The organism is Streptococcus parasanguinis (genome assembly GCF_019929185.1).
Taxonomy (GTDB): domain Bacteria; phylum Bacillota; class Bacilli; order Lactobacillales; family Streptococcaceae; genus Streptococcus; species Streptococcus parasanguinis_O.
Genome location: NZ_JAHZPC010000009.1, coordinates 26,370 through 42,080 on the forward strand (window position 1 = coordinate 26,370; position 15,711 = coordinate 42,080).

The following is a 15,711-nucleotide window of genomic DNA, read 5'->3' on the forward strand; positions in this document are numbered from 1 at the left end:
ACCATATAACCACTGCTGGAAAGGGATTGATTTTTAAGTGAAAATAGCGATTCTAGGACTTGGAGTCATCGGAACCACTTATGCCTACGCCTTTCAAAAAGCAGGCCATCAAGTGGAACACGTGCTGAGAGATAGTAAGAAAAGCACAGCTCCGAAGGAGTTGTCGGTTGATCTGCTAGATGGTCGCTATCGTTCCAAGGGTGAGAACAAGCATGATACCTATGAGGTTCATGTGGCGGAAGCTGATTCGGAATATGATTTTATTTTTCTGAGTGTGCGTCATGGGTGTGTCAAAGAAGCTGTGGAGACCTTGCGAAAAAATAATATCAAAGGTACCCTTGTTTTCTTCTGCAATTTCTGGGATACTCGAAAAGAGGTCCAAGAGTGGGCAGGGGATTACGACTATATTCTGGCCTTTCCGACAGCTGGAGGTCACATGCAGGAGGACCATTTGGATGGTGTCTTGTTTGACCATTTAATGCTAGAAGCTGAGCAAAAAGCACACATTTCTAACTATTCTGATTTGACGACTTTACTGACTTCTGCAGATTTGAAGTGGGAAGTACCTCATGATATGGTCGAATGGATTTGGATTCACATGGCGATTAATGCGGGTGTCACTTCGACAGCTGCTCGTTCAGGAAATTTGGAAAAACCAGAAGAATTGGCTTTGAATTTGATGAATAGTTCATCGGAATTGTCATTGGCCATCAAGGCCATTCGAGAGGCTTTGAAAGTCGTAGAAGCGCGTGGCGTGAATTTGAAGCTTTACAAAGCTGAACTCTTACCTTACAAAATTCCCGCTTGGATAGCCGGCAAAGCCATGAAAGTCATGTTTGCGAAAAATGAGCTAACTCGAAAAATCATGACCTTGCACAATGACAAACAGGACATCTTCTATTGTTGTCAAAGTGTTTATCAGACTGGTCAGGAGTTAGGTGTCAAGATGCCTATTCTGGAAGCAAATATGAAGGGTATTTCGATTTAGGAGGTTTTATGATTCAACTCATTGTCAATGCTTTTGTTGAGAAGGACAAGACAGGAGCAGTCGTCGAAGTCTTGTATGCTAGTAGTGATCATGAAAAAGTGAAAGCTAAGTATGAAGAGCTGACTGCTCAATATCCTGAAAACTATTTAGCTATCTATGATGTTCCGCTGGATACGGATTTGAATACACTGGATCATTATCCATCTGTGTGGATTGGGAAAGAAGAATTTGAATAAAGCGACTGTCGGTTGCTAACTGATGTAAAACATCAAAAGAAAGGAAAATTAAACATGATTGATAGATATAGCCGCCCAGAAATGGCGAACATTTGGACTGAAGAAAATAAATACCGTGCTTGGCTTGAGGTGGAAATCTTGGCGGACGAAGCATGGGCTGAGTTGGGAGAAATCCCTAAGGAAGATGTGGCTTTAATTCGCGAAAAAGCGGACTTTGACATCGACCGTATTTTGGAAATCGAGCAGCAAACACGTCACGATGTGGTGGCCTTCACACGTGCGGTTTCTGAAACGCTTGGTGAAGAGCGCAAGTGGGTTCATTATGGTTTGACTTCTACTGACGTGGTGGATACTGCCTATGGTTACCTATACAAACAAGCCAACGACATCATCCGCAAGGACCTTGAAAACTTCCTCAACATCATCGCTGACAAAGCGAAAGAACACAAGTTCACTATCATGATGGGTCGTACTCATGGTGTGCACGCTGAGCCGACAACTTTTGGTCTTAAATTGGCAACTTGGTATAGCGAAATGAAACGTAACATCGAGCGTTTCGAGCATGCGGCTGCTGGCGTGGAAGCTGGTAAGATTTCTGGTGCGGTTGGTAACTTTGCCAACATCCCACCATTCGTTGAAAAATACGTCTGCGATAAATTGGGTATCCGTGCTCAAGAAATCTCTACACAGGTACTTCCTCGTGATCTTCACGCTGAGTACTTTGCAGTTCTTGCTAGCATCGCAACATCTATCGAACGTATGGCAACTGAAATTCGTGGTCTTCAAAAATCAGAACAACGGGAAGTGGAAGAGTTCTTTGCCAAAGGTCAAAAAGGGTCTTCAGCAATGCCTCACAAACGCAACCCAATCGGTTCTGAAAACATGACTGGTCTTGCGCGTGTGATCCGTGGGCACATGGTGACAGCTTATGAGAATGTCTCTCTTTGGCACGAACGGGATATCTCACATTCATCAGCTGAGCGCATCATCGCACCAGACACAACCATCTTGATTGACTACATGCTCAATCGTTTCGGAAACATCGTTAAGAACTTGACGGTCTTCCCAGAAAACATGATCCGTAACATGAATTCAACCTTTGGTCTCATCTTCAGCCAACGTGCCATGCTGACTTTGATTGAAAAAGGTATGACGCGTGAGCAAGCTTACGACCTTGTTCAACCGAAGACTGCCCAATCATGGGATAACCAAGTAGACTTCAAACCACTTCTTGAAGCGGATCCAGAAGTGACTTCACGCCTCACTCAAGAAGAAATCGACGAAATCTTCAACCCAACTTACTATACCAAACGGGTAGATGAGATCTTTGAACGCATCGGTTTGGGTGACTAATCGCAAGAAAAACGGGAATTTGAAAAATAGACGAAAGAGGCTGAGACAAAAGTCCTAGCCTCTTAATTGTTCTTGGATTGTCGAGCAAGACGCAGTGGTTGAGTGGGCTCTACTACGCTGATTTCATCAGCTTTTACAGCCCTACTCAACTGTGCGGAGGAGGGACGACGAAATCGAATTCTAACGAATTACCGATTTCTGTCCCACTCTCATTTTTAAACTTTTTATAGCTAAACTATCACTAATTATATATATTTTTAAAGAGGTCTTTAGAAACCGTTTTCAATATGTTACAATGTACATATAAAAAGACCGAGCTGTCTCAGTCTTTTTGCTTCTTAGTGATCGCGGTCACAGGAGATGAATTTAATCTTGTAGTAGTCACCGCGTTTGTAGGTTTCCGTGTATTCAAGGATTTGGCCAGTAGCTTCTAACTTGGTCGTCTTCACTTGTTTAACAGTTGGGAAATTTTCATCGATCTCCAAAACTTTAGCCACCTTGCTCGGTGTAGGAAAGACGATTTCATTGATTTCTTCGAAGTGCTCATCATTCATATGAATGTGATAGTCTTCTTTGAAGCGATCATAGATAGAGCTGTAGTATTCCAAATTTGGATAGTTTGGATTGATGTATTGTTCAGGAACATAGGTTTGGTGGAAGATATAGGTATCATCCCCAGTCTGGCGTGTCCGTTCGATCTTATAGTAAAATTGCGTTGGGTTGAGGCCTAGCTTGTCTAGGATACTCAAGGTATTTCCGCGTTTAATAGAGAGAACTTTGACTTTGGCCTTTTGGATTGGGAAGGTTTCAACATCTGAAAATTCAACCAGTTTGTGTTTTCGAGCACGAGAAACAAAGGTCCCTTTTCCTTGCTGGCGTACAATGTAGCCATCGGCAGCGAGGTCGTTCAAAGCACGGACAACGGTGATAGAGCTAACATCATAAATTTTGATGAGTTCAGCTTCAGTATAAAATTTATCTCCATTTTCAAATTTTCCTGAGATAATTTGCTGTTTCAATTCATCTTTGATGTGTTGGTACTTTGGAATTGCCATAGTGCTACCTCTCTTTAGATTTCTCTTATTTAACCCTATTTTAACATATTTTTTCTAAAAGTGTTGACATTTTTTAAAAAATTTATTATATTAATAACTGAAAAGGGTTACATATAAGAAAGGGGGGCGTTTATGGGAGTTTTTGAGATTCGCGATGCTTTCTATTTAAAAGGTCAACCCTTCAAGATTTTGTCCGGAGCGATCCATTATTTCCGAATTGACCCAGCAGACTGGTATCATTCCTTGTATAATCTAAAGGCTTTGGGTTTTAACACGGTTGAGACTTATGTCCCTTGGAATGCGCATGAACCTCGCAAAGGGGAATTTGACTTTAGTGGTCGATTGGATCTAGAGCGTTTCATCCAAACAGCCCAGTCCCTAGGACTTTACATGATTGTAAGGCCGTCGCCCTTTATCTGTGCAGAGTGGGAATTTGGTGGATTACCAGCCTGGCTCTTAGAAGAAGACCTGCGAATCCGCTCATCTGACCCAGCCTTTATCGAATCAGTGGATCGTTATTATGATCGCTTGCTTGGCTTGTTGACACCCTACCAAGTGGATCAGGGTGGTCCAATCCTCATGATGCAGGTGGAAAATGAGTACGGCTCTTATGGAGAGGATAAGGATTATCTTCGTGCCATTCGGGATTTGATGAAGGAAAAAGGCGTGACCTGTCCCCTCTTTACATCGGATGGTCCATGGCGAGCAACGCTAAGAACAGGAACCCTGATTGAAGAAGACCTCTTCGTGACGGGAAACTTCGGTTCCAAAGCAGCCTATAACTTTGGTCAAATGAAAGAATTCTTTGACGAATACGGCAAAAAATGGCCTTTGATGTGTATGGAATTCTGGGATGGCTGGTTTACCCGCTGGAAAGAACCTGTGATTCAAAGGGAGCCAGAAGAGTTGGCAGAAGCTGTCCATGAGGTCTTGGAGCTCGGCTCCATCAATCTCTACATGTTTCATGGCGGAACCAATTTTGGCTTCATGAATGGGTGCTCAGCTCGGGGGACGCTTGATTTGCCACAGGTGACATCCTATGACTATGGGGCTTTGCTCAATGAGCAGGGCAATCCGACGGAGAAGTATTATGCTATTCAAAAAATGATGGCGACCTATTATCCAGAATACCCACAGCAAGAACCACTCATCAAAGAGTGTTTGCCAGAACAAACCTTGCAATTGGCAGCCAAGACTAGTCTTTTTGGGAATCTGGACAATCTGGCTCAGGTTGAGACAAGCCTTTATCCCGAAAAGATGGAAGAGTTGGGGCAAACCACAGGTTATCTCCTATATGAGACAGACCTTGAGTTGGATGCGGAAGAAGAAAAATTGCGTATCATTGATGGTCGGGATCGGGTACAGATTTACCTAGATGATCAACATGTAGCAACACAATACCAAACAGAGATCGGTGAAGATCTTTTTATCAAAGGAAAAAAGAAAGCGGTTACGAATTTAAAAATCTTGCTTGAGAATATGGGCCGTGTCAACTATGGGCACAAGCTCTTAGCTGATAGCCAGCACAAGGGCATTCGCACAGGTGTCTGTGTGGATTTGCATTTCCACCTTCATTGGAAGCAGTACCCACTGGATTTACAAGATCTCAGTCAGCTCGATTTTTCAAAGGAATGGCAGGCAGGTGCTCCAGCATTTTACCGATATGATTTTCAGCTGGACCACACCCTTGACACTTATCTGGATATGACAGGATTTGGGAAAGGGGTCGTCTTTGTCAACGGCCACAACCTTGGCCGCTTCTGGGAGGTCGGACCGACCACTTCACTTTACGTGCCTCATGGTTTCCTCAAAGAAGGAGCCAATAGCCTGATCGTCTTTGAGACAGAAGGGCGTTACCAAGAGACACTTGAACTTGTTCAACAACCTACATTCAAAGAAGTAAAGGGGGAAAACTTATGACTATTGTAGGATGCCGTATCGATGGACGTTTGATCCACGGGCAGGTAGCCAATCTTTGGACTACCAAACTAAATGTTTCACGTATCATGGTGATCGATGATGAAGTCGCTCAAAATGATATTGAAAAAAGTGGCTTGAAACTAGCGACACCACCTGGTGTTAAGCTCAGTATCTTGCCAGTCGCAAAGGCTGCGGAAAATATCTTGGCTGGAAAATATGATAGCCAACGACTCTTTATCGTAGCTCGTAAACCTGATCGTTTCCTTCGTTTGATCGAAGCAGGCGTTCAGCTTGAAACGCTGAATGTCGGCAATATGTCTCAATCTGATGAGACACGCGCGATTACCCGCTCGATCAATGTGGTGGACGCGGATGTGGAAGATTTCAACAAGATCCACGAAAAAGGTGTAAAGATTACGTCTCAGATGGTGCCAAACGACACTGCAGAAGACTTTATGAAGTTATTAAAGTAAAAGAAAATTTTTAGGAGGAAATTGTCATGATACAATGGTGGCAAATTTTACTACTTACTTTGTACTCAGCTTATCAAATCTGTGATGAGTTGACGATTGTTTCATCAGCAGGATCACCAGTCTTTGCTGGTTTCATTACAGGACTTGTTATGGGAGATTTAAAGACAGGTCTATTTATCGGAGCTTCTCTTCAATTGACAGTGCTCGGTGTTGGTACTTTCGGTGGTGCTTCTCGTATTGACGCCACTTCTGGTGCCGTTCTTGCGACTGCCTTCTCAGTAGCGAAAGGGATTGATCCAGAGATTGCTATTGCTACAATCGCTGTGCCAGTAGCAACTTTGTTGACCTACTTTGATATTCTTGGTCGTATGACTACAACTTACTTCGCTCACCGTGTAGATGCTGCAATCGACCGCTTTGACTACAAAGGTATCGAACGCAACTACCTTCTTGGAGCGATTCCTTGGGCTCTTTCTCGTGCCCTTCCGGTCTTCTTCGCTCTTGCTTTTGGTGGATCTTTCGTAGAAACTGTTGTTACAGGTCTTGCTAATGTACAATGGTTGGCAAACGGTCTGAAACTTGCAGGTCAAATGCTTCCAGGTCTTGGATTTGCGATCTTGCTTCGTTACCTTCCTGTTCGTCGTAACCTTCACTACTTAGCACTTGGCTTTGGCTTAACAGCAATGTTGACAGTGCTTTATAGCAATGTTCAAAGCCTTGGTGCTGCAGTGTCTAGCATTGTTGGTTCTGAAGTGTTCGCTAAACTTCCAAAAGAACAAGCTATTACTTTTGTTAACAACTTCAAGAGTGTATCTATGATTGGGGTTGCCATCATCGGTATCTTCCTTGCAGTACAACACTTCAAAAACAGTCAACGTACAGTCGTAGCTGCTCCAGTAACTGAATCAGAAAGCGGGGAAATTGAAGATGACGAATTCTAATTACAAACTAACAAAAGAAGATTTTAAACAAATCAATAAACGTAGCCTCTTCACCTTCCAATTGGGTTGGAACTACGAACGGATGCAGGCTTCTGGTTACCTTTATATGCTTTTACCTCAGTTGCGTAAAATGTATGGTGATGGCACTCCAGAATTGAAAGAAATGATGAAATTGCATACGCAATTCTTCAATACTTCACCATTCTTCCACACCCTTATCACTGGTTTTGACCTTGCTTTGGAAGAAAAAGATGGTGTCAAATCAAAAGATGCGGTGAACGGGATCAAGACAGGTCTCATGGGACCATTCGCTCCTCTTGGAGACTCAATCTTTGGATCATTGGTACCAGCTATTATGGGTTCAATCGCAGCAACTTTGGCTGTTGCAGGAAACCCAGCCGGTATCTTCTTGTGGATCGCTGTGGCAGTTGCTTATGACATTTTCCGTTGGAAACAATTGGAATTTGCCTATAAAGAAGGGGTTAACCTCATCAACAACATGCAAAGTACCTTGACAGCTTTGATCGATGCAGCTGCCGTTCTGGGTATCTTCATGGTTGGTGCCTTGATTGCTAGCATGATTGGTGTTGAAGTTTCTTGGACTCCACACATTGGGGACAAAGCGATTGAAATTCAAGATATGCTCAACCTTATCTTCCCGCGTTTGGTACCAGCTATCATCACAGGTGTAATCTACTGGTTGCTTGGACGTAAGGGTATGAACTCTACAAAAGCTATCTTGCTCATCATCCTTGCAGCAATCGCATTCTCAGCATTTGGCCACTTCTTCTTTGGAATGGCATAATGGAGTAAGGTATGGCAAAACACCTAGTATTGGTCAGTCATGGTCGCTTCTGTGAAGAGCTCAAAGCCAGTACAGAAATGATTATGGGACCACAAGACAACATTCATACAGTTGCACTTTTACCAGAAGAAGGGCCAGAAGACTTTACTGCTAAATTTGAAGCAACAGTTCAAGGTCTAGAAGACTATATTGTATTTGCAGATCTATTAGGAGGGACTCCTTGCAACACTGTGAGCCGCTTGATCCTTGAAGGACGTGCGATTGACTTATACGCAGGGATGAATCTTCCGATGGTTATCGAATTCATCAATAGCAGTCTGACTGGTAGCGAAGGGGACTACCCTGAACGTGCAAAAGAAAGTATTGTCAAGGTCAATGACCTCTTGTCAAACCTTGATGATGATGAAGATGAGTAGGTTGGTAGGGAGTCTGGGAGTATCATCTCAGGCTCCTTTCCCATTTATCAATGTTAGATTGTAGAAAGGAACAACAGTTTCTATGTTAGACTATACAAAAGAAGACTTGCAGGAGCTAGGGGCAGAGATCACAACACGTGAGATCTACCAACAACCAGCAGTTTGGAAGGAAACGGCTCGCTTGTACCAAGAAAGACAAGCGGAAATAAAAGCTTTCTTAGATAAGATTGGCCAAGAGCATGCCTATATCAAGGTCATCCTGACAGGGGCTGGGACCTCAGCATATGTGGGGGATACTTTGGTTCCTTACTTGCAGGAAGTGCACGATGAACGGCATTGGAATTTCCAATCCATTGCGACGACCGATATCGTGGCGCATCCACAAACCTATTTCAAAAAAGAAGTGGTGACTGTCTTGGTTTCCTTTGCACGAAGTGGCAACTCGCCTGAAAGTGTTGCGACAGTTGAGTTAGCTCAAGACTTGGTCGATGAACTCTATCAGATTACCATTACTTGTGCGGAAGAAGGAAAACTGGCCCAGCATGCCCACGGAGATGAGCGCAACCTTTTGCTTCTCCAACCAAAAGAAACCAATGATGCTGGCTTTGCCATGACTTCGAGCTTTACCTCTATGCTCCTGACAGCTCTCTTGGTCTTTGATCCAAGTGAGGAAAAAACCAAAGAAAAACGGGTAGAAGAATTGATTCATCTGTCAGAGCAGGTCTTGGAGAAAGATCGCGAGGTCAAGGAAGTGGTCGATCTAGACTTTGAGCGCGTGATCTATCTAGGAGCGGGGCCTTTCTTTGGGCTAGCCCATGAAGCCCAGCTCAAGATTTTGGAATTGACTGCAGGAAAAATCGCGACCATGTACGAGAGTCCTGTCGGCTTCCGTCATGGACCGAAATCCCTCATCAATGATCAGACACTCGTCTTGGTCTTTGGATCCATTGATCCTTATACCCGACAGTATGATCTGGACTTGGTTCGAGAAGTTGCAGGGGATCAGATTGCCCGTCAGGTCGTCCTCTTGACCAATCAAGCTGCAGGGATCGAGCATGTACGAGAAGTGTTAGTAGAAGCTTCTGCAGACTCATTAGATATCTACCGTGCCTTCCCATACATTATCTATGGTCAATTGATTTCTCTCTTGACTTCGCTCAAGGTGCAAAATCGCCCAGACACACCTTCACCGACTGGTACCGTCAATCGGGTTGTTCAAGGGGTAATCATCCATCCATTTCATAAAGAATAGCCACTAATTTTCTATAAAAAGTGGAGTGTTTCTTCTTGTGAAACTGATACGATGGAGAAAAACAGTGAGAGGAGAAGGTTTGTGAAACAGTATCAAGAAAGCGTGTTTGGGGAATGGCAGAATCAAGAGGTTCGGGCTTATCGCCTCGAAAATGATAAGGGCTACCAATTATCTGTCATGACCTATGGGGCGACGATTTTAGAATATGTGACACCGGATAAAGAAGATCAGTTTACGAATATTATTCTAGGCTTTGATCGCTTTGAGGACTATGTGGGCAATAGCCCTAAATATGGGGCTAGTATTGGCCCGGTAGCAGGCCGGATTGCAGGGGCAAGTTTTGAACTTAATGGAGAGACCTATCATTTGGAAGCTAATAACGGTGCTAACTGCAACCACAGTGGACCGACGGGCTGGGACAGTGCCTTGTTTAGCGTTGAGTCGGTAACGGATCAGGAAATCACTCTGTATACAGAGCGTGCAGATGGTACCGGCGGTTTCCCTGGAAATCTCAAGATCTGGGTAACCTATGGTTTGACGGAAGATGGTGAACTTGAGATTGCCTATCGGGTAGAAACGGATCAAGATACCTTGGTCAACCCGACCAACCACAGCTATTTCAACCTATCTGGGAACTTCACCCAGCCGATCAATGACCATGTCTTTCAGATCAACCATCAAGGGCTTTACCCTATCCATCCAGACGGTGTTCCTCTTCAGACCGTGGATAGAGAAAGTCCGGTTGTCCAGCATCTCTACCAAGCCATGCTCTTGGAGGATCTTTTTAAGGACTCTGATCCGCAAATCCGCCTGGTAGAAGGATTAGACCATCCATTTGCTCTTCCAGAAGGGCATGAAAATGCTGGCTTTCTTTACCATCAGCCATCTGGACGTTTCTTGACCTTCAAGTCAGAAGCCCCAGCCTTGGTGGTATATTCAGCCAATTTCGTAGACGAAACGGTTCATCTGCAAGGCCAACCAATGGTGCAGCACAATGGCTTGGCTCTAGAATTCCAAACAGTGCCAGATGCCATTCACAGTGATCAGGCTGAAAAGGTCATCTTGAGAGCAGGTCAAGTCTTCACCAGCAAGACTAGCTACCATGCCATCGCTAAGAAATAAGGAGGAAAGGGGTGACCCAAACAAGAATGTGAAATCCTTGCTTGGGACATCCTCTTTTTCTCGAAAAAAATTTTTTAGAAAAACTATAAGGAAAGTTTAAGCTTCCTATCGTATACTAATACCATCATCAAAGACCTCCTAACTTTGAATGATAAAACTCCTAAAACTTTTTCATAATAATCTCCCTATAAGAGCCACCAAAACCGGTGGCTTTTCTATATCTCTTAATGAGGTGAACTCAGAGAGTTCAACCGAATTTAGAGATATTGATGCAGTTTGAGCGAAGCGAAAACTACGTTCCTTATTTTTTACAAACGTTAGTGAGCTTAGGTACATTGATGCAGTTTGAGCGGAGTGAAAACTACGTTCCTTATTTTTTACAAACGTTAGTGAGCTTAGGTACGTTGACGCAGTTCGAACGCAAGTGAGAACCAGGATCTTTAAAAAACACATTCTATTTATAGTACCGAAGGTATCATTTTTTGCTATAATAGACTGTATGAGTAGAATTTTAGACAATGAAATCATGGGCGATGAAGAGGCCGTTGAACGGACGCTGCGCCCGCAATATTTACATGAATATATTGGTCAAGATAAGGTCAAGGACCAGCTGAAAATCTTTATTGAGGCGGCTAAGCTTCGGGATGAAGCGCTGGATCATGTCCTTCTTTTTGGCCCTCCGGGGCTTGGGAAAACCACCATGGCCTTTGTCATCGCTAATGAACTGGGCGTCAATCTCAAGCAGACTTCTGGTCCTGTCATTGAAAAGGCCGGTGACTTGGTAGCTATCCTCAATGATCTAGAACCGGGGGATGTCCTCTTTATCGATGAGATCCACCGTCTTCCTATGTCAGTCGAAGAAGTGCTTTACAGCGCCATGGAAGATTTTTACATCGACATTATGATTGGCGCTGGGGAGAGCAGCCGGAGTGTCCATCTGGACCTTCCTCCTTTCACTCTGATTGGGGCGACGACTCGAGCGGGTATGCTGTCCAATCCCTTGCGTGCTCGCTTTGGAATTACGGGGCACATGGAATACTATGAACAAGATGATTTGACAGAGATTGTCGAGCGGACCGCCGAGATCTTTGAGATGGAAATTACCCACGAGGCTGCCGAAGAGCTTTCTCTTCGTAGTCGGGGGACTCCTCGGATTGCCAACCGATTGCTGAAGCGGGTGCGCGATTTTGCTCAGATCATGGGCGATGGCTTGATTGACGATACCATTACCGACAAGGCCCTCTCTATGCTAGATGTGGACCATGAAGGACTGGACTATGTCGATCAAAAGATCCTGCGCACCATGATTGAAATGTACGGCGGTGGCCCGGTCGGGCTTGGGACTCTATCGGTCAATATTGCCGAAGAGAGGGAGACCGTAGAAGATATGTATGAGCCTTACTTGATTCAAAAAGGCTTTATCATGCGGACTCGGACAGGGCGCGTGGCGACCCGCAAGGCTTATGAACACCTGGGTTATCCCTACAATGGAGACTAGAAGAAGATGCTGACGGAAGAAACATTAGTAGAACAGATCAAAGCGGATCCGGAGATGATGAAAGTCTTGGCTATTATTCGGGATCTCAACTTGGCAGATGCCTGGTTAGCAGCGGGTGCGGTGCGCAATTTCATCTGGAACCAGCTCTCTGGAAAACCAGGGTTTGACGCGACAACCGATATGGATCTGGTCTTTTATGACCCTGCGATCAGTTATGAGGAGACTCTGCAGATCGAGCAGGAATTAAAGAAGACCTATCCCCAGTACGCTTGGGAAGTGAAGAATCAAGTCTATATGCACCAGCATAGTCCTGGGACGGCTCCTTATCGCAGTGCCTGTGATGCGGTTTCCAAATACCCCGAGCAGTGTACAGCTCTTGCAGTTCGCTTAAGGAAAGATGGTCAGCTAGAGCTCTTTCTCCCTTATGGGACAAAGGATATCGAAGACTTCATCGTTCAGCCAACTCCGCATTTTTTAGCCAGTCCAGAGCGTTTAGCGGTTTATACAGAGCGGATGAAAAAGAAAAATTGGCAGAGTAAATGGCCTCCATTAGAGGTTCGTTTTCCAAAATAGAGAAACAGATCAGATTTGAAAAAGGAATCTGATTTTTCTTTAAAATGATGGAGCCACTTTGTCATCTTTCTGTCACATTTTTGTTATAATGGTAATAGTATGCTGGTTTTCCATAGTGGAAAACCAAGAGCTCAGCTAGGTTGGGCAGTCCGAACAAGGAGTTAGGTGGAATCATGAAAAAAATCGTCTTTGTCTGCTTAGGAAATATTTGTCGGAGCCCCATGGCGGAGTTTGTCATGAAGGACTTGACGGATCAGTATGAGATTGAAAGTCGGGCCACCTCGAGCTGGGAACATGGCAATCCCATCCATCAGGGAACCCAGAAAATCTTTCAACAACACCAAGTCCCTTATGATCCAGCCAAGACGTCCTTACAGATCAAGGAAGAGGATTTTTACAACTTTGATTTGATCCTAGGGATGGACGAAAACAATGTAGCAGATCTGAAGCAAATGGCTCCTGCGGGTACAGAGCATAAGATTCATCTTTTTGCTGCTGAAAGTGTGCCAGATCCGTGGTATACCGGTGATTTTGAGGAGACCTATTCCAGAGTCCTGAGCGGCTGTAAGGCTTGGTTAGATCAGTTAGCAACTTCTTAAGAGTTTGATATGTGAGAGAATACAGAATATGAAAGAATTTTATGAGACCTATAAGGTCTATCTGACACGAAAAAATTTAGAAATAGCAGCATTAGTCGTGATTATTCTATCTGCTTTGCTGGTTTTCCTTTCAGCCATTCCAGGTCAGGGTGTTTTGACCTTGGATAAGGGGGCGATCCGTTACGACGGAAGTTTGGTCCGTGGCAAGATGAATGGCAAGGGAACCGTCACCTTTAAAAATGGGGATACCTATACAGGTAACCTCGTCAACGGCTCTTTTAGCGGCTATGGTAAGTTTAAGTCCAAGGATGGTTGGACCTATGAAGGGCAGTTTGTTAACGGCCAGCCGGAGGGCAAAGGCACCTTAACCACAGAAGCCAACGTCGTATACAAAGGAACATTCAAGCAGGGGATTTATCAAAATGCGCATTAAATGGTTTTCACTAGTCCGTGTTACAGGACTCTTATTGGTATTGCTTTACCATTTCTTCCAAAAAGCCTTTCCTGGAGGCTTCATTGGGGTAGATATTTTCTTTACCTTCTCAGGATTTTTGATTACAGCGCTCTTGATCGATGAATTTGCGCGCAAGCAAGGAATCGACTACCTGGCATTCTTGAAACGGCGCTTTTACCGGATCGTACCACCCCTTGTCTTTATGGTCTTGGTCGTGATGCCCTTTACCTTTATGGTCCAACGGGACTACGTGGCTGGTATTGGGACTCAGATTGCGGCGGTCTTCGGTTTTGTGACCAATTTCTTTGAGATGGCAACGGGTGGTAGTTACGAAAGTAACTTCATTCCACATCTCTTCCTTCATACCTGGAGTTTGGCCCTAGAAGTGCATTACTATGTGCTCTGGGCACTTTTGGCATGGTTCTTGGCTAAGCGGGCTAAGACTGTTGGGAAATACCGAGGTATGCTCTTCCTGGCATCCAGCGGGCTCTTTCTCTTCACCTTCTTGTCCATGTTCATCCGTGCCTTTCTGACAGCTAATTTCTCCACCATCTATTTTTCTAGCTTCACTCACATCTTCCCCTTCTTTGCGGGATCGTGTCTAGCAACGGTGACAGGGATTGCCAATGTCAGCCCGAACTTTACAAAGCTGGTGCAGTCTTGGAGCATGAAAAAGACCTTATCGGTCTTAGGTGGAAGCTTTGCCTTCTTGTTCGTGCTCAGTCTTTTCTTACCATTTGATAGCTTGTGGACCTATCTATTTGGCTTTTTAGCAGCGACAATCGCAGCTTGTGCCATGATTCTGTCGGCCCGCATTCTCCATGAAAAGACGCCAGATAAAAAAGAACCAGCCATCCTCAATTTCTTGGCAGATACCAGTTATGGTGTCTATCTTTTCCACTGGCCTTTCTTTATCATCTTCTCTCAACATTTGGGAAATATGATGGCAGCCCTTGTGACGACGATCGTTTCCTTGATTCTAACGGCTCTGTCCTTCTATATTTTGGAGCCAACTATTGCAGGCAAGGAACCTCGTGTCTTTGGTATGAAGATGGATCTCAGCTTTTTGACCAAGCCGATCTTTTACCTCATGATTCCACTGGCTCTCTTGATGGTTGGAATCTCCGCCTTTGCACCAACCGTCGGAGCTTTCGATGAGAGTTTGGTAGTGAGTGGGCTCAATCAAGCAGACAGCAAAATGCAGGTCACACGGACGCAGGTGGATAATGCGACTGCAACAGACTATAACGTCTCAAATGGTGTGACCATGATCGGTGATTCGGTTAACTTGCGAGCGCAGGACTACCTAACTAAAGCGATCCCGGGCATCCAGATCGATGCAGTGGTGAGCCGTCAGTTGGAAAATGGAATGAAGGTCTTTGAGACCGATATCTCCAATAAAGTTCTCCTAAAAAATGTGGTCATTGCCCTAGGAACCAATACTGTAAGCAACTATAAAGAATTGCTGGATCAGTATGTTGAGAAACTTCCAAAAGGCCGTCGCTTGATCCTTGTGACACCATATGATGGGCGCTATGCCAACGATCAGTCCAGTGAATCGGTTCAAACGCGTCTTTATGAGTTGGAACTAGCTAAGAAATACGACTTTATCACCATTGCGGACTGGTACCAAGTAGCAATTGAAAATCCAAACATTTGGGTGGGAACAGACTCTGTTCACTTCAATATGGAAACCAATGGTGGGGAACTCTATGCTCAAACAGTCAAAGAAGCCCTTGATAAGGCCGAAAAGGGTCCGGTCAAGAAGTAACAATGCTTCTCTGAAACTGAAACAAAACAAATCCTAACAAAATAAAACAAAAAGCAACTTTTTACTTGTAAAAAGCTGCTTTTTTTAGTAAGATTAAGAAAACGCTTACAAAAATCAATTGAAAATATCACTTTGTGAAGAAAAAAATTTTTTAATTATTTCTTCACAATTTTGCTAAAGAATTGCTTTCACAGCAATAAGATTGATAAAGTTTTCACAAACTTCGAAAAATTCTTTGTGAAAGTTGCTTGGAAG

Annotated in this window: 16 protein-coding genes; 15 read left to right on the forward strand and 1 reads right to left on the reverse strand. The window is 44.2% G+C overall.

The genetic code is table 11. From position 1 onward, the window contains the following. Positions 1-37: 37 nt before the first annotated feature. The 3 genes from K1I56_RS06610 to purB are packed head-to-tail and all read left to right on the forward strand — an operon-like array spanning position 38 to position 2,577. Positions 38-988, forward strand: coding sequence for a ketopantoate reductase family protein (locus tag K1I56_RS06610; RefSeq protein WP_223325577.1), 951 nt, complete (start codon positions 38-40; stop codon positions 986-988). An 8-nt stretch (positions 989-996) separates the two neighbouring features. After that, entirely contained in the window at positions 997-1,224 is a 228-nt protein-coding gene (locus tag K1I56_RS06615; RefSeq protein ID WP_045613324.1) for a hypothetical protein, read from the forward strand. 54 nt (positions 1,225-1,278) lie between these two features. Continuing rightward, positions 1,279-2,577: an adenylosuccinate lyase gene (purB, locus tag K1I56_RS06620; protein ID WP_061604446.1), complete on the forward strand. Its 1,299-nt coding sequence runs from the start codon at positions 1,279-1,281 to the stop codon at positions 2,575-2,577. A gap of 338 nt (positions 2,578-2,915) precedes the next feature. On the opposite strand, the gene K1I56_RS06625 is transcribed toward purB, so the two are convergent. After that, positions 2,916-3,632: a GntR family transcriptional regulator gene (locus K1I56_RS06625; protein ID WP_223325578.1), complete on the reverse strand. Its 717-nt coding sequence runs from the start codon at positions 3,630-3,632 to the stop codon at positions 2,916-2,918. A gap of 132 nt (positions 3,633-3,764) precedes the next feature. Between K1I56_RS06625 and K1I56_RS06630 the strand changes: the two genes are divergently transcribed. The 12 genes from K1I56_RS06630 (at position 3,765) to K1I56_RS06685 (ending at position 15,456) form a co-directional block, all read left to right on the forward strand. Next, positions 3,765-5,552: a glycoside hydrolase family 35 protein gene (locus tag K1I56_RS06630; RefSeq protein WP_223325579.1), complete on the forward strand. Its 1,788-nt coding sequence runs from the start codon at positions 3,765-3,767 to the stop codon at positions 5,550-5,552. Next, complete coding sequence (locus tag K1I56_RS06635; protein ID WP_003009322.1) at positions 5,549-6,025, forward strand: PTS sugar transporter subunit IIB; 477 nt, start codon at positions 5,549-5,551, stop codon at positions 6,023-6,025. Before K1I56_RS06630 ends, K1I56_RS06635 begins: the two co-directional genes overlap by 4 nt. A 26-nt stretch (positions 6,026-6,051) precedes the next feature. Then, positions 6,052-6,966, forward strand: a complete 915-nt coding sequence (locus K1I56_RS06640; RefSeq protein ID WP_223325580.1) for a PTS mannose/fructose/sorbose/N-acetylgalactosamine transporter subunit IIC — start codon at positions 6,052-6,054, stop codon at positions 6,964-6,966. Continuing rightward, positions 6,953-7,771 carry a PTS system mannose/fructose/sorbose family transporter subunit IID gene (locus K1I56_RS06645; protein ID WP_223325581.1) on the forward strand — a complete coding sequence of 273 codons (819 nt, stop codon included), beginning with the start codon at positions 6,953-6,955 and terminating at the stop codon, positions 7,769-7,771. The genes K1I56_RS06640 and K1I56_RS06645 overlap by 14 nt, the downstream gene beginning before the upstream one ends. Positions 7,772-7,782: 11 nt before the next feature. Then, complete coding sequence (locus K1I56_RS06650) at positions 7,783-8,187, forward strand: PTS sugar transporter subunit IIA (protein WP_061455916.1); 405 nt, start codon at positions 7,783-7,785, stop codon at positions 8,185-8,187. Positions 8,188-8,269: 82 nt separating this feature from the next. Further along, positions 8,270-9,439, forward strand: a complete 1,170-nt coding sequence (locus K1I56_RS06655; RefSeq protein WP_223325582.1) for an SIS domain-containing protein — start codon at positions 8,270-8,272, stop codon at positions 9,437-9,439. An 81-nt stretch (positions 9,440-9,520) separates the two neighbouring features. Further along, the gene (locus tag K1I56_RS06660) at positions 9,521-10,561 is read left to right on the forward strand and encodes an aldose epimerase family protein (protein ID WP_195190034.1); all 1,041 of its coding nucleotides are present in this window, start codon (positions 9,521-9,523) and stop codon (positions 10,559-10,561) included. A gap of 499 nt (positions 10,562-11,060) precedes the next feature. After that, entirely contained in the window at positions 11,061-12,059 is a 999-nt protein-coding gene (ruvB, locus tag K1I56_RS06665) for a Holliday junction branch migration DNA helicase RuvB (RefSeq protein ID WP_021154208.1), read from the forward strand. 6 nt (positions 12,060-12,065) lie between these two features. Then, entirely contained in the window at positions 12,066-12,632 is a 567-nt protein-coding gene (locus K1I56_RS06670; protein ID WP_223325583.1) for a nucleotidyltransferase family protein, read from the forward strand. A gap of 173 nt (positions 12,633-12,805) precedes the next feature. After that, positions 12,806-13,231 (forward strand): low molecular weight protein-tyrosine-phosphatase, encoded by a 426-nt coding sequence (locus K1I56_RS06675; RefSeq protein WP_223325584.1) that lies wholly within the window; start codon positions 12,806-12,808, stop codon positions 13,229-13,231. Positions 13,232-13,259: 28 nt separating this feature from the next. Further along, positions 13,260-13,664: an MORN repeat-containing protein gene (locus K1I56_RS06680; RefSeq protein WP_070586627.1), complete on the forward strand. Its 405-nt coding sequence runs from the start codon at positions 13,260-13,262 to the stop codon at positions 13,662-13,664. Continuing rightward, entirely contained in the window at positions 13,654-15,456 is a 1,803-nt protein-coding gene (locus tag K1I56_RS06685; RefSeq protein WP_049472667.1) for an acyltransferase family protein, read from the forward strand. The genes K1I56_RS06680 and K1I56_RS06685 overlap by 11 nt, the downstream gene beginning before the upstream one ends. The last annotated feature ends 255 nt before the right edge of the window (positions 15,457-15,711 follow it).

Coding starts and splice junctions, on each gene's coding strand:
- K1I56_RS06615 (WP_045613324.1), top strand. CDS start 997: ATGATTCAACTCATTGTCAATGCTTTTGTTGAGAAGGACAAGACAGGA.
- purB (WP_061604446.1), top strand. CDS start 1,279: ATGATTGATAGATATAGCCGCCCAGAAATGGCGAACATTTGGACTGAA.
- K1I56_RS06625 (WP_223325578.1), bottom strand. CDS start 3,632: ATGGCAATTCCAAAGTACCAACACATCAAAGATGAATTGAAACAGCAA.
- K1I56_RS06630 (WP_223325579.1), top strand. CDS start 3,765: ATGGGAGTTTTTGAGATTCGCGATGCTTTCTATTTAAAAGGTCAACCC.
- K1I56_RS06635 (WP_003009322.1), top strand. CDS start 5,549: ATGACTATTGTAGGATGCCGTATCGATGGACGTTTGATCCACGGGCAG.
- K1I56_RS06640 (WP_223325580.1), top strand. CDS start 6,052: ATGATACAATGGTGGCAAATTTTACTACTTACTTTGTACTCAGCTTAT.
- K1I56_RS06645 (WP_223325581.1), top strand. CDS start 6,953: ATGACGAATTCTAATTACAAACTAACAAAAGAAGATTTTAAACAAATC.
- K1I56_RS06650 (WP_061455916.1), top strand. CDS start 7,783: ATGGCAAAACACCTAGTATTGGTCAGTCATGGTCGCTTCTGTGAAGAG.
- K1I56_RS06655 (WP_223325582.1), top strand. CDS start 8,270: ATGTTAGACTATACAAAAGAAGACTTGCAGGAGCTAGGGGCAGAGATC.
- ruvB (WP_021154208.1), top strand. CDS start 11,061: ATGAGTAGAATTTTAGACAATGAAATCATGGGCGATGAAGAGGCCGTT.
- K1I56_RS06670 (WP_223325583.1), top strand. CDS start 12,066: ATGCTGACGGAAGAAACATTAGTAGAACAGATCAAAGCGGATCCGGAG.
- K1I56_RS06675 (WP_223325584.1), top strand. CDS start 12,806: ATGAAAAAAATCGTCTTTGTCTGCTTAGGAAATATTTGTCGGAGCCCC.
- K1I56_RS06680 (WP_070586627.1), top strand. CDS start 13,260: ATGAAAGAATTTTATGAGACCTATAAGGTCTATCTGACACGAAAAAAT.
- K1I56_RS06685 (WP_049472667.1), top strand. CDS start 13,654: ATGCGCATTAAATGGTTTTCACTAGTCCGTGTTACAGGACTCTTATTG.